Raw genomic sequence first — 13,990 nt, 5'->3', positions numbered from 1 at the left:
TTCTATGTTATGAAAACTATTGAAACTCTATTTAACTCTGTTGCCCGACAATACGACAAACAACGAGAAAAATTAATTCCCTGTTTTCATGATTTTTATAAAATAGCGGTCGAGAATTTAAATCCATTAACTTCCTCTCCGGAAATTTTAGATTTAGGAGCAGGAACCGGATTATTATCCGAATTTATTCTTCAAAAATATCCAAATGCTAAAATAACTTTGGTTGATCTTTCAGAAAAAATGTTAGAGATTGCAAAAAACAGGTTTAAAACCCATCCATCCATCCATATCATTTGTCAAGATTTTACCACATATACAGTTACAAAACCTTATGACGCTGTTGTATCCTCATTAGCTATTCATCATTTAGAAGATACGGATAAAATTAAACTTTATAATTCCATTTTTTCTTATCTTAAAAATCAGGGAGTATTCATAAATGCAGAACAAGTATCAGGAGAAGATGAGTATTTTTCAAAATTTTATGACACTCGTTGGAGATATCAAATTGAAAATAGCGGACTTACTCCGGATGAGATAAACGCTTCTTATGAAAGAATTAAATTAGATAAAAGAAGTCCAATACTTGCACAAGTAACTTGGCTAAAAAATGCAGGATTTAAACATGTTGATTGTCTTTATAAATATTATGACTTTGCAGTTTTATATGCTAAAAAGTAAAAATAACCATGAAAAATAAAACGTTATACACAGTAACCATATTTTCGGAGAACACAGTCGGACTTTTAGGTCAGGTAACCAGTGTTTTTACCAGAAGATTTTTAAATATTGAAACTTTATCGGTATCACCATCAGCTATTGAGGGCATACATAAATTTACCATTACGGTTCTATGCGATAAAGAAATGATTGAAAAAGTAGTTAAACAAATTGACAAATGCGTTGATGTGTTAAAATCTTATTATAATACTGACGATGAATTAATTCATCAGGAAATTGCATTGTATAAATTACCTACCCCGGAATTTTTAAAAATCGGCTCAGTTGAAAATTTAATTAGAAAATATAATGCCCAGATACTTGAAATTAACGAGATTTGTGTTGTCATTCAAAAAACAGGACATTATACTGATACACAAGCATTGTTTCAAGAATTAAGTGAAAACATTAAAGTATTGCAATTTATTCGTTCAGGAAGAATAGCTGTAAATACATCAAAAATAGAACGATTAAGTGATATGTTAAATGAATTAAAAATAAAAGAATCTTTAATAAAAAATTAAAAATATTAACAAGATGGCACAAATGAATTTTGGAGGAGTAGTTGAAAATGTAATTACTCGCGATGAGTTTCCTTTAGAAAAAGCCAGGGAAACATTAAAAGATGAAACCATTGCTGTTATTGGATATGGTGTACAAGGTCCCGGACAGGCATTAAACTTAAGAGATAACGGATTCAATGTAATCGTTGGTCAACGTAAAGGAGGAAAAACATGGGATAAGGCTATTGCGGACGGTTGGGTTCCGGGAGAATCTTTATTTGATATAGAAGAAGCTGCCTCTAAAGGAACTATTATTCAATATTTATTGTCAGATGCAGCTCAAATTGAAGTTTGGCCAAAATTAAAGCCTCATTTAACTTCAGGTAAAGCTTTATATTTTTCTCACGGTTTTGGTATTACTTTTAATGATCGTACCGGAATCGTTCCTCCCAAGGATATTGATGTAATATTAGTGGCTCCCAAAGGTTCAGGAACCAGCCTTAGACGTATGTTTTTGGAAGGTAGAGGATTAAACTCCAGTTATGCAGTTTATCAGGATGCTACCGGTAAAGCTAAAGACAGAACTATTGCTTTAGGTATAGGTGTTGGCTCCGGATATTTATTCGAAACAGACTTTAAGCGCGAGGTATATTCTGACCTTACCGGAGAAAGAGGTACTCTAATGGGTGCTATTCAAGGTATCTTATTAGCACAATACGAAGTATTACGTGAAAACGGACACACACCATCTGAAGCTTTTAACGAAACTGTAGAAGAACTTACACAATCTTTAATGCCTCTTTTTGCTGAAAAAGGTATGGATTGGATGTACGCAAACTGTTCAACAACTGCTCAAAGAGGAGCATTAGATTGGATGACTCCTTTTCATGATGCTACCAAACCTGTATTTGCAAAATTATACTCAGAAGTGGCTTGTGGAAATGAGGCTCAAAGATCGATCGACACAAACTCTAAACCAGACTATCGCGAAAAATTGGAAGAAGAACTTAAAGCTCTCCGTGAAAGTGAAATGTGGAAAGCAGGAGCAGTGGTTAGAGAATTAAGACCGGAAAATAATTAATTAGTATTATATAAAAAAGGAATATGTATCTTGCATGTTCCTTTTTATATTTATAAATTAAAATCATGTTTAAATGTTTATAAATAATAGAAAATCTACTTTTTTTAATCCATTAGCATTAATTTTTCTTTTAATTTCTCCACTTTTTTTAACATTATTTTTATCAAACCTATTTTTTTTGTTTAAAATAAGCCTCTCTGGACTTACCATATTTTTTTCATTTATAGTATCTTATTTCATACTTCTTTCTTTAACCAAAAAAAATCATCTGTATGAATGGCTTATAACCGGTATAATATACTTGTTATCATATTTTCTTAGTATATTTTTTTATGATCTCTCAGCAGATGGTCAATGGTATCACTTAGAAAGTATTATAAATTTATATAAAGGATGGAATCCTATTTACGAAATCTCAAAAACTAATGTAGCTCAAATATACGTACAATCGTATCCTAAAGGATACGAAATCATTGCTGCTTCCATCTATTCATTTACTCAAAAAATGGAATCTGGGAAACTCATCAACATGATTGTTCTTATAGCTTCTTTAGTTTATGTTTTTCAACTTCTCAAGCAAACGAAACTAAGTATTTTTAAAAAATATGTTTATACCTTTCTTATTTGTGTGAACCCTATCGTAATTACAGAAATATTTACTTATTATTTAGATGGTTTCATGTTTTCTTGTTTACTGATATTAATCTGCTCGTTTATTTCATTATTGAAAAATTATAATAAAATTGAATTAGCTATTTTTATTTTTATCTTATCTATTTTCTCATCATTAAAATTTACCTCTATTTTATTGATCTTTATCTTCGTACTATTTGCCTTAACCTTATTATGGAAAAATCACAAATTAACATTTAAATATTTATTTCCTTTCTTTATAAGCGGATTATTTATATTTCCATTAACTAATATAAATCCCTACTATACTAATATAAAAAACAATTTCCACATTTTTCATCCCGCCTTTGGAAAAGAAAAAGTAAAAAATTTATTATCTTCTCATGTGAGCGAAGAATTTTACGGTAAAAATAGAATTGAAAAAGCTTTTATATCCTATTTTTCTTACACCGGAAGTAGTAAGAAAACAATTAATTTTAAAATACCTTTTTCTATCAAGCTTTCAGAAATTAAAGTTCTTAATGAAGTGTCGATAACTTATGGAGGATTCGGACCTTTTTTTGGAGGTATAATTATTTTAACAATCCTTCTGTTTATTATTTCATTATTTATCCCGATTAAAGCACCCCCGGTTCTATATTATTTGATGTTAGGAATCATGATGAGTATTGTATCATTTCCTGATATTTGGTTTGCAAGAATGGTCCCTCAACTCTATTTATGCACAATTTTAATACTTCTTATAATGGAGTATAAATCAATAAAAAATATATATCTTAAATTCTGGACTCATTTAACATCATTAATTATATGCATCAATACATTTTTATTTATAATAATCTCTCTTGTCCTAAATTTTTATCTTAGTTTAAATATTCATTATCAGATTTCACAATTAAAAAAGTTAGAAAAAAATTCCCCTATACCTATCGATTATTTTTTTAAATCAAACTTAACAAGATTAGAAGAAAACCATATTGCATATCGAGTAACCCAAATACCTTATTCAGAAAATAATAAAAATCTTCATTTCTTTGGAGCTAAAGGAAAAAATACTACCCGATTTATAGCAGAACTTAATGAAAAAGATAAAACTAAATTATTACGATATTTAGATAACCAATATAACAAGATTTTTAATTACTATCAAACTTACAAAAAAATTAAATAAATTTAAGGTTCAATACTATATAAAATATCTTTTTTCTTTGTTACTTTTGTGTAGTAAAATATAGAAAATGTCAGAAATCAGAGTTCGATTTGCACCCAGTCCCACAGGATATTTACATATCGGAGGAGTTAGAACCGCTTTATATAATTATCTTTTTGCAAAAAAAAATAATGGTAAGTTTATATTGCGTATTGAAGATACCGATCAAAACCGTTATGTGGAAGACGCTGAAAAATATATTGTTGAATCCTTGAAATGGTGCGGATTAGAACTTGATGAAAGCCCTGAAAAAGGAGGTCCCTTTGCGCCATATAAGCAATCTGAAAGAAAACATATATATAAAAAATATATAGACAAAATACTTACAACTAATTATGCTTACCTAGCTTTTGATACTCCTGAAGAATTGGAAAAATTGCGAAAAGATTATGAGGAGCAAGGTAAAGTATTTTCGTACAATCATGAAGTTCGCAATCAATTAAATAACAGCCTTACTTTATCTTCTGAAGAAGTTCAAAAAAAATTAAATGAGGGAGTTCCTTACGTTATCCGATTTAAAATTTCACCACATCGGACTCTAGTTTTAAAAGATAGTATTCGTGGAAACTTTACAGTCGATACTTCTACTTTAGATGATAAGGTTCTGGTAAAGACTGACGGAATGCCTACCTACCATTTTGCCAATATCGTGGATGATCATATCATGGAAATTACACATGTTATCAGAGGAGAAGAATGGCTTCCCTCCTTAGCCCTACATGTATTGCTATATGAGGCATTGGGTTGGAAATCTCCGGAATTTGCCCATTTACCATTACTACTAAAACCGGAAGGAAAAGGTAAATTAAGCAAAAGAGATGGGGATAAATATGGATTTCCTGTATTTCCTCTTGCTTGGAAAAACAAAAAAGAAGGTACATCTTCTATAGGATATAGAGAAGAAGGTTATTTACCTGAAGCTTTTATAAATATGTTGGCATTATTGGGATGGTCTCCATCCGATGACAAAGAAATAGTATCTCTGAACGAAATGATTCACGAATTTGACCTTGAAAAAGTTCATAAATCCGGTGCCCGTTTCAATCCTGAAAAAGCCAAATGGTTTAACCATGAATATATTATAAAATCCAAAGCTTATGAATTACTTCCTGAATTTCAGAAAATTCTGGAAGAAAAAGGTATTAAAACAGAAAATACTAAAGATGTACGGATAATCGAATTATTAAAAGAAAGAGTTAATTTTGTAAAAGAAATATGGGAAGTAGGATCATTTTTCTGGGTAGCTCCTTCTAATTACCATGAAAAAAGCTTCAAGAAAGTTGTTAAAGAAGATACAAAAGCGTTACTATCTCAATTAATAACTAATTTGGAATCCGTATCTTTTACCGAAAAAGAATTACATGCATATATTCAAGAATATGTAGAAAAATCCGGATTGGGCTTTGGAAAAGTTATGCAACCTTTACGTTTAGCATTAGTTGGAGATCTTAAAGGACCGGACATTCCTGTTATCATGGAGATATTAGGGAAAAAAGAAAGTTTGAAACGTTTAAAAAATTTAGAATTACAAATTTAAAACAGTATGCCATGAAGATAGCATTAGCTTCAGACCATGCAGGATTTGAGTATAAAAATTATATATTTAAATATCTCACTGAAAAAGGAAATCAAATTCATGATTTTGGAACTTATTCGGGAGAAAGTGTAGACTATCCGGAATTTGTGCACCCATTAGCTATTGCTGTTGAAAATAATGAATATGATTTTGGAATATTGTTCTGCGGCAGCGGTGAAGGCGTATCCATAACAGCTAATAAACATTCCGGAATTCGTTGTGCTCTTTGTTGGCAGACAGATATTGCCCGACTGGCAAGACAGCATAATAATGCTAATGTACTTTCAATTCCCGCACGTTTTATTGCTAAAGAATTGGCTCGGGAAATAATAGATACTTTTTTATCAACCAATTTTGAAGGAGGAAGACACCAACTCCGCGTGGATAAAATCTCTAGATGGTAAAGCAAATTTTATTAATATGACAAAATTTTATTAACCATTTTTGGAATAGATATTGCCTGATTATATAGTATAAAATGTTGTATATTTGAAATTATAAATAACCAAGGAAATGAATTTTAAAGATTACGGAAACACACTTGAACAATCGTTTCAAAAAAATGCCCTAGCTAAACAACAAGCTGCATTCATATCTAAAGTATACATGTGGATGAGTTTAGCTTTATTTATAAGCGGTTTTACAGCTTATTTTACAGCTAATTCACCGGGATTATTAAACCTAATGTTTACTCCTACTGGTCCCACGTTTCTATATTACGCCTTAATTATAGGTGAATTAGGATTAGTATTTGCATTAAGTGGTGCAATCTATAAAATGACTTTAGGGTTAGCATCGGCAATCTTTCTGTTTTATTCTTTTATAAACGGAATGACTCTAGCTATGATCTTTTTAGCCTATACGATGTCTTCTATAGCTTCCACATTTTTTATCACTGCAGGAACGTTTGCTATAGTGAGCTTATATGGTTACTTTACAAAGACAGATCTTACAAAATTTGGAAGAATTTTATTTATGGCTTTATTAGGGGTACTATTAGCTATAATTGTAAATATTTTCTTAAAAAATTCAATGTTAGATTTAATTATCTCAGTTGTAGGAGTTTTAATATTTGTAGGTTTAATAGCTTATGACACTCAAACTCTTAAGAGTTTAGGAGCTCAAATAAATGCCTATGAGAGAGAAAGCTATTCTAAAACAGCTATTCAAGGAGCATTGTCTCTATATTTAGATTTTATTAATCTCTTCTTATATTTACTTAAATTTCTTGGTTCAAGAAGATAAATTTTCTTTTTAAAAAACTTTAAATATAGTTTGTAGGTGAATAAAGTTTTTATTCACCTATTTACATATAATAAAATAGCATTATTAAAACAAAATATAAATCAAATCGAAACTATAAATTTTGTAATTTTAAATATATTTATAGATAAATATGGCGAACAATGCACAAGATAATCAAGATAATAAAAAAAAGCCTCTATTAAAAACAATCCTTGGTTTAATTTTATTTAGCTTTTCCATCCTCTTATTTATTTCATTTACATCATTTTATTTCAATTGGAAAGAAGATCAAAGTCAATTAACTTACTATTTTAATAAAAATGTTACGGCACAAAATATAATAGGTAAAACCGGAGCATATTTAGGGGAGGTATTTATCTTTGACGGTGTAGGAGCTATGGCATTTTTTATTCCGTTTTTTTTGTTTATTTTATCTTATAAAATATTATTTGATAAAGAAATTATTAAAATATGGAAGCTCCTCTCCCATGGAATATTCTTTATTATTTGGACCCCTATATTTCTAGCTCTGATTTTTGGATCCAAATGGCTTCTTTCTGGTTTAATAGGGTATGAGGTATATGATTACTTAAAATCTTTACTTGGCAGTGTAGGTACAGGGATTATATTGTTATTAACAATTTCAATATATTTTATTCTTGAATTTAATTTAAGTATCGAAAATGTAAAATCTAAATTACATTCAACCACACATTCGAAACCATTTAAAAATGATGACGAAGCTATAAAAGAACCTTTTGAAGAAGATCAAATATATGAGAAAATTAAAGATCCTAAAACAGTTCAATCTGAGACAATAGTACCAAAAACTTCCTCAAAAAAAGAAATTCTAGAGGAACAATATTCTGAGATTCAACAATCCGAAACGCTACCAGATAAAGAGAACAATCCCATAAATTTATCTGACATAAATTTACAAGTGGAAGAATCTTTTGATCCTAATGGAGTTAGTCATACAACTGAATTAGAAATAGATATTCCCACCACAGAAGAGACTGTTGAAGATGACATTTCACTTACTATCGAGGAAATCAAAAAAGAGGAAATTCTGCCTGAAAATCAGGTTAATAAAAACATATATAACCAATTCGGACCTTACGATCCCAAATTAGATTTACCCAAATATAAATACCCAATACTTGATCTATTAACCAATTACAATACAAATAATAACATAACCGTAAATAGTGAAGAATTAGAAGAAAATAAAAATAAAATTGTAACTACTCTGGCAAATTATGGTATTGGAATTTCAAGTATAAAAGCCACGGTCGGACCCACAGTAACTTTATATGAGATTATTCCTGAAGCAGGAATCCGTATCTCCAAAATTAAAAATTTGGAAGATGATATAGCGCTTAGTCTTGCGGCTTTAGGAATTCGTATTATAGCCCCCATTCCCGGAAAAGGAACCATCGGTATTGAAGTTCCCAATAGCACTTCAACTATGGTTTCTATGCGATCGGTTATTGCCTCACAGAAATTTCAGAAAATCGACATGGAACTGCCCATTGTTTTTGGGAAAACCATCTCTAATGAAACTTTCGTTACAGATTTAGCTAAAATGCCTCACATGTTAATGGCCGGAGCTACAGGACAAGGTAAATCGGTAGGATTAAATGCCATTATAACTTCCTTGCTGTATAAAAAACATCCCAGTGAATTAAAATTTGTATTTGTCGACCCTAAAAAGGTTGAACTTACCTTATATAATAAGATTGAACGTCATTTTCTTGCAAAATTACCGGATACGGACGAAGCCATTATTACCGATACTACTAAAGTGATTAATACCCTGAATTCACTTTGTGTTGAGATGGATAACCGTTACAAACTCCTACAATCAGCCTATGTAAGAACCATCAAAGAATATAATCAAAAATTTAAAGAACGAAAATTAAATCCTGAGAAAGGACATCGATTCTTACCTTATATTGTTTTGGTTATAGATGAATTTGCAGATTTAATTATGACCGCAGGAAAAGAGGTGGAGCTTCCTATTGCCAGATTGGCTCAGCTGGCCCGAGCTATCGGGATTCACCTTATTATAGCAACGCAAAGACCGTCTGTAAATGTTATTACCGGAATGATAAAAGCTAATTTCCCGGCTCGCGTTGCGTTTCGCGTAACTTCAAAAATAGATTCCAGAACTATTTTAGACGGTAACGGAGCAGACCAATTAATTGGAAAAGGAGATATGTTGTTTACAACCGGTAATGAGCTGATACGCATGCAATGTGCTTTTGTTGACACTCCGGAAGTAGATAAAATTACGGAATACATCGGTTCCCAACAAGGATATCCGGATGCTTATCTATTACCTGAATTTTATGAAGAAAATTCTACAGCCGCTCAAAACAATGCTGCTGAAGCGAAAAGAGATGAGCTTTTTAATGATGCCGCTCGAGTAATTGTAACTGCTCAACAAGGATCAACTTCTCTGATTCAACGTAAATTATCATTGGGTTACAATAGAGCCGGTAGAATCATGGATCAACTCGAAGCGTTCGGTATAGTGGGTGCTTTTGAAGGAAGTAAAGCCCGTAAAGTGTTGGTTACCGACCTGGTTAGTTTGGAACAATTATTGGAAAATTTAACCCCCTAAAAACATTACCTGATAATATGAAAAAAATAGTTGCATTATTATTTATTTGTTCTTCATTTTTGTTATGGGCTCAAAAAATCGATCCGGAAGCAAAAAGACTTTTAGATACAGCCAGTGCGAAACTCAGCAAAAATTCGACATTTTATATAAAATTTAATTATTTATATTCTGTACCCGGGCAAAAAAGCGTTACAGAAATTGGTCAAGTTTATGCCGCTAAAGAAAAGTACCATCTGATTCTCCCTAGCATTACTCAAATCTACGACGGAAATAAAATTTACACTATATCTAAGGAAGACAAAGAGATTACTTCTTCTGACAAAGAAGACGGTGATAGCTTATCTCCTACCAATATCTTAAGTCTTTACAAAAGTGGGTTTAATATAACTTTTGAAGGAAATTCAACCATTAATAATGTTAAATGTTCCATTATTAAATTGGTTCCCACGGATACCAAAAAATCAAAATCAATTCTGCTTGCTCTTTCTAATAATAAGATCGTACGAGTATCTGAAAATTATAATGACGGAAGTTCATTAATTTTAATGATTATAGATTTTAAAGAAAATTTAATTGTTAATAAATCTTTACTTACATTTGATAAAAATAACTATAAAGATTATACACTAACAGAGTTATAAAAGATGATTAAAAAGCTAGATTGGTATATTATCCGTACTTTTTTTGGTCCTTTTTTATTCATATTTAGCGTTTTAATGTTTATCTTTGTGGTTCAGTTTGCCTTTAACCAAATGGATAAGTTTTTAGGTAAAGGACTGAACTTGTGGGATATATCTAAATTATTATATTATCTGGGCCTGGATGTTATTCGTCTGGTTTTACCATTAACCATATTATTGTCATCCATTATGACATTTGGTGGTTTTGGAGAACGATATGAATTAGCAGCAATGAAATCAGCCGGAATTTCACTAGCCAGAATTATGTATCCCCTTTTTAGCCTTGTAGTCTTATTAGCTGTTTGGTTATTTTATTTTTGTAACACCACACTTCCCGAAAATCAACGAAGAGCACGTAATATGCTTATTAACATTGCACAAACAAGGCCGGCCTTGAATTTTGAAGAAGGAAGGTTTATTAAAGAAATGAATCCTTTAAGTATTAAAATAGGCAAAAAAAGCGGTGAAAACGGTAGTGAATGGGACCAAGTATTTATTCATAAAAATGCCTCCTCATTTGAAGATCAACAGACCATTATAGCAGATAAAGGAAATATAATTTCTAAAGATAATCATTACTTAAAGATTGAACTATACAACGGATATATATATCAAGATAATATTAAAGGTAAAAATTTAAATGAATTAAAAAAACAACCGGGTAATTCCATTAAGTTTGACACATTAACTCAATACTATGATATTTCAGATTTAATTAAAAAATCATTAGATAAACAATCCGAAGGAGATAATTTTCGATATAAATCCGTATCCGAATTAAGTACTTACATAGACTCTATAAAAACTTCCAACACTATATATTTTAAAGAACTTGGAACTAATAGCTTAAATATATTGTTAGGGGAAACTAATCAATTAGATTCCCTAGATTATAGCCAGTATAATGAAGTTTATCCTTTTGAATGGTCTAATTTAGATGATAATGCTAAATATAATTTAGTTAAAGCCGCTATAAATCAGGTTAATGTATCTAAGAATGATTTAGGTTCCAAAAATACCGAAATGAAAGCAGTAGAAAAATTTATTGCTAAAATGATTTTATGGCAGCAAAAAAATATCATTTCATATGCTATTACCTCCGTTGTATTTTTTCTTATTGGAGCTCCATTAGGATCTATCATTAGAAAAGGGGGAGTAGGTTTGCCTGTGGTGGTAGCGATAATAATATTTATCATTTTTTATATTTTAGGGCTTTATATGGAAAATTTGGCAAAAAACCAGGTAATAAATGCATATTGGGCCTCCTGGATTCCTAATGCTATATTTTTACCTGTAGGAATTTTTCTAACGATTAAATCCATGAGAGATTCTGAATTATTTGATGTGGATAATTATTTAAAACCTTTTAAAAGATTTATTAGTAAATTTATAAAACCAAAAAATTTAGAACACAGTAGATACCAATGATTATTACAGACTTAAAAATGAACACCATATCAGAAGCTCTTGAAGAATTAAGAAAAGGAAAGGTAATTATAGTGGTGGATGATGAAGATCGCGAAAACGAGGGCGATTTTGTTGCTGCAGCTTCAACTATGACGCCTGAAACTATAAATTTTATGGCTAAATACGGAAGGGGATTAATTTGTACTCCGTTAACACAGAAAAGAGCTGAAGAATTAGATTTGGAATATATGGTAGGAAAAAATACAGATCCCAAGCAAACTGCCTTTACTGTTTCTGTAGATTTACTCGGACATGGAGTTACTACGGGTATTTCAGCTTCTGATCGATCCAAAACTATAAAAGCACTAGCAGATGAAAACATAAAACCCGGTGATTTCGCGCGTCCGGGTCATATTTTTCCTTTGGTTGCGAAAAAAGGAGGTGTTTTGAAAAGAGACGGACATACTGAGGCTGCTGTCGACCTATTACAATTAGCAGGTCTTCCTTCTACCGGTGTATTAGTTGAAATTATGAATGAAGATGGAACGATGGCACGTTTACCTCAATTAGTAGATGTTGCTAAAAAGTTTGATTTAAAAATTATAACCATTAAAGACTTAATTTCTTATCGACTTAAAAATGACTCTTTAATTGAAAAAATCGACGATGAAAAAATTAAAACCCATTACGGAGATTTACGATTTGTAACTTTTAAAGATAAGACTAATGATCAAATTCATTTTGCTTTAGTTAAAGGAGAAATTAATGAAAAAGATACTATTCCTGTAAAAGTTTGTGCAAATAATGTATACTTGGATCTTTTCAAAACTCTTGCTCAAGGTGAAGTAACGATTATAAATAGAGCTTTTAATTTTATTAATGAAGAAGGTAAAGGGGTAATTATATTTATAAACAATCCTTCCCATACAGATGTAATCGAAAATCATCTTAGCAAACTAAAAAAATACATATCGGGAGAAATAGCTGATTTTGGAATACAATTCGATGAAAGAGACTTAGGAATAGGTGCACAAATTATAAAAGACTTAGGAATTAAAAATATTAATGTTTTAACAACCAATCCAAATAAAAATTTACCGCTTAGTAGTGGATATGGAATTAAGATTATAAATGAAATTAAAATTTAATCTTCAATCTTGTCAATTACAAATAAAGAAGCTGTACGGTAGCTTCTTTATTTAATTCAAATATTGAATTATAAAATGATACTTAGGATCCGATTCAGAAATGACACGTAAAGGATCTTTTCCCTTATTTCTTGCTTCAATAATTTTATTTTTATACTTTCTTAAATAAATATGATTATATAAATCTTCTTCTAAAGACTTTTGTAAATCTATTTTTCGTATTTTAGTTGAATCTAAAACAAATGACTCAAAAATTCTTGAGACTATGTCAGAAGTTATATCATAAACATCTTTAATCTGTTCCATCGATACGAAACCACCAAGTCCTTTCCTAAAACCTAGTATTCTTTTAGTAATTATTTCATTGTCAATTACAGTATTTATATCATTGAAATACGCTGTATTTATATCCTTCTTTACATTTGCCCCCCATATAACTTTTACATTTGATCTATTTTCCACCTTATGAAATGGTAGCTTGATAAGCGGTTCCAATTCATGATATTTAATAGAAGATATAACGTAACACTTTTTAATATCTTCTTTAGATTTGAATTTACCTCCTATTGCATTCCTATATTTAATAATACTTTCAGCCTGTTTTTCTGAAAATCCGATTTTCACCCAATCTTTTGCTTCTAAAATATTGGGATCAAATGGATTCAACTGATATTTTTTATCCTTGACAGCAAATATTTTTTCAACATCAGATTTTTTTTCCGGTAATAATAAATAAGGGAAAATCTTTGCATACATCTCATCAGAAATGCCATAGCATGATTTAAGCTGTTCCTTGTAAGTAAATTTACCTCCGATCTTAGCTTTATAATTGATAATTGTATATGCTTGCTTTTTGGAAAACCCTAAATTCTGCCAATCCACTAAAGTATAATCTGTCGGATTAAAGGCTTCTATTATCTTATATTTATTATCCTTTTTCTTAGAAACGTTGTAATCAATTTCTTCAACGAATTGAAAAGGTACATGATCATTACTTTCCAAGATAGATGAAAATAATAATTCTCTATGAATAATTAATTCTACTACAAAAATAATTATGAGCAATACAAGAACTCCTATTCGTTGCTCTTTTATCATTTTAAGGCGTACATTCATAAAATTTAATATAAAAATATATTTATAAAAGACTTATTTATATAA

The 13,990-nt window shown here is 30.4% G+C and carries 12 protein-coding genes; 11 read left to right on the top strand and 1 reads right to left on the bottom strand.

The genetic code is table 11. From position 1 onward, the window contains the following. The first annotated feature begins 9 nt into the window (after window positions 1-9). The 11 genes from ASC36_RS08565 (at window position 10) to ribB (ending at window position 12,829) form a co-directional block, all read left to right on the top strand. Window positions 10-681, top strand: a complete 672-nt coding sequence (locus ASC36_RS08565; protein ID WP_055426086.1) for a class I SAM-dependent methyltransferase — start codon at window positions 10-12, stop codon at window positions 679-681. 8 nt (window positions 682-689) lie between these two features. After that, window positions 690-1,244: an acetolactate synthase small subunit gene (gene ilvN, locus ASC36_RS08560; RefSeq protein ID WP_055426085.1), complete on the top strand. Its 555-nt coding sequence runs from the start codon at window positions 690-692 to the stop codon at window positions 1,242-1,244. 13 nt (window positions 1,245-1,257) lie between these two features. Further along, window positions 1,258-2,304, top strand: a complete 1,047-nt coding sequence (gene ilvC / locus ASC36_RS08555) for a ketol-acid reductoisomerase (RefSeq protein ID WP_055426084.1) — start codon at window positions 1,258-1,260, stop codon at window positions 2,302-2,304. A 178-nt stretch (window positions 2,305-2,482) separates the two neighbouring features. Then, window positions 2,483-4,108 carry a hypothetical protein gene (locus tag ASC36_RS08550; RefSeq protein ID WP_141656243.1) on the top strand — a complete coding sequence of 542 codons (1,626 nt, stop codon included), beginning with the start codon at window positions 2,483-2,485 and terminating at the stop codon, window positions 4,106-4,108. Window positions 4,109-4,175: 67 nt separating this feature from the next. Then, window positions 4,176-5,684 (top strand): glutamate--tRNA ligase, encoded by a 1,509-nt coding sequence (gene gltX / locus ASC36_RS08545; protein ID WP_055426082.1) that lies wholly within the window; start codon window positions 4,176-4,178, stop codon window positions 5,682-5,684. Between the two features lie 11 nt (window positions 5,685-5,695). Then, window positions 5,696-6,127 (top strand): ribose 5-phosphate isomerase B, encoded by a 432-nt coding sequence (gene rpiB / locus ASC36_RS08540; protein ID WP_055426081.1) that lies wholly within the window; start codon window positions 5,696-5,698, stop codon window positions 6,125-6,127. Between the two features lie 109 nt (window positions 6,128-6,236). Next, window positions 6,237-6,968 carry a Bax inhibitor-1/YccA family protein gene (locus ASC36_RS08535; protein WP_055426080.1) on the top strand — a complete coding sequence of 244 codons (732 nt, stop codon included), beginning with the start codon at window positions 6,237-6,239 and terminating at the stop codon, window positions 6,966-6,968. A gap of 151 nt (window positions 6,969-7,119) precedes the next feature. Continuing rightward, window positions 7,120-9,594: an FtsK/SpoIIIE family DNA translocase gene (locus ASC36_RS08530; protein WP_055426079.1), complete on the top strand. Its 2,475-nt coding sequence runs from the start codon at window positions 7,120-7,122 to the stop codon at window positions 9,592-9,594. A 17-nt stretch (window positions 9,595-9,611) separates the two neighbouring features. Continuing rightward, on the top strand, window positions 9,612-10,235 hold the full coding sequence (locus tag ASC36_RS08525) for a LolA family protein (protein ID WP_055426078.1): 624 nt from the start codon (window positions 9,612-9,614) through the stop codon (window positions 10,233-10,235). 3 nt (window positions 10,236-10,238) lie between these two features. Beyond that, window positions 10,239-11,702: an LptF/LptG family permease gene (locus tag ASC36_RS08520; RefSeq protein WP_073961256.1), complete on the top strand. Its 1,464-nt coding sequence runs from the start codon at window positions 10,239-10,241 to the stop codon at window positions 11,700-11,702. A gap of 2 nt (window positions 11,703-11,704) precedes the next feature. Continuing rightward, entirely contained in the window at window positions 11,705-12,829 is a 1,125-nt protein-coding gene (gene ribB, locus ASC36_RS08515; RefSeq protein WP_055426110.1) for a 3,4-dihydroxy-2-butanone-4-phosphate synthase, read from the top strand. A 51-nt stretch (window positions 12,830-12,880) separates the two neighbouring features. Here the strand turns inward: ribB and ASC36_RS08510 are convergent, their stop codons facing one another. Further along, window positions 12,881-13,945 (bottom strand): helix-hairpin-helix domain-containing protein, encoded by a 1,065-nt coding sequence (locus ASC36_RS08510; RefSeq protein ID WP_141656242.1) that lies wholly within the window; start codon window positions 13,943-13,945, stop codon window positions 12,881-12,883. Window positions 13,946-13,990 lie beyond the last annotated feature (45 nt).

Source organism: Apibacter mensalis, from assembly GCF_001418685.1.
GTDB classification, from domain to species: domain Bacteria; phylum Bacteroidota; class Bacteroidia; order Flavobacteriales; family Weeksellaceae; genus Apibacter; species Apibacter mensalis.
Note: the sequence above shows the minus strand (reverse complement) of the source record. Positions and strands in the feature narration are given on the sequence as shown.

What these genes read in the sequence shown, in the direction of transcription:
- ASC36_RS08510 (WP_141656242.1), bottom strand. Translation starts at nt 13,945, where the DNA reads ATGAATGTACGCCTTAAAATGATAAAAGAGCAACGAATAGGAGTTCTT.
- ilvN (WP_055426085.1), top strand. Translation starts at nt 690, where the DNA reads ATGAAAAATAAAACGTTATACACAGTAACCATATTTTCGGAGAACACA.
- ASC36_RS08530 (WP_055426079.1), top strand. Translation starts at nt 7,120, where the DNA reads ATGGCGAACAATGCACAAGATAATCAAGATAATAAAAAAAAGCCTCTA.
- ASC36_RS08535 (WP_055426080.1), top strand. Translation starts at nt 6,237, where the DNA reads ATGAATTTTAAAGATTACGGAAACACACTTGAACAATCGTTTCAAAAA.
- ASC36_RS08520 (WP_073961256.1), top strand. Translation starts at nt 10,239, where the DNA reads ATGATTAAAAAGCTAGATTGGTATATTATCCGTACTTTTTTTGGTCCT.
- ilvC (WP_055426084.1), top strand. Translation starts at nt 1,258, where the DNA reads ATGGCACAAATGAATTTTGGAGGAGTAGTTGAAAATGTAATTACTCGC.
- gltX (WP_055426082.1), top strand. Translation starts at nt 4,176, where the DNA reads ATGTCAGAAATCAGAGTTCGATTTGCACCCAGTCCCACAGGATATTTA.
- ASC36_RS08565 (WP_055426086.1), top strand. Translation starts at nt 10, where the DNA reads ATGAAAACTATTGAAACTCTATTTAACTCTGTTGCCCGACAATACGAC.
- ASC36_RS08525 (WP_055426078.1), top strand. Translation starts at nt 9,612, where the DNA reads ATGAAAAAAATAGTTGCATTATTATTTATTTGTTCTTCATTTTTGTTA.
- rpiB (WP_055426081.1), top strand. Translation starts at nt 5,696, where the DNA reads ATGAAGATAGCATTAGCTTCAGACCATGCAGGATTTGAGTATAAAAAT.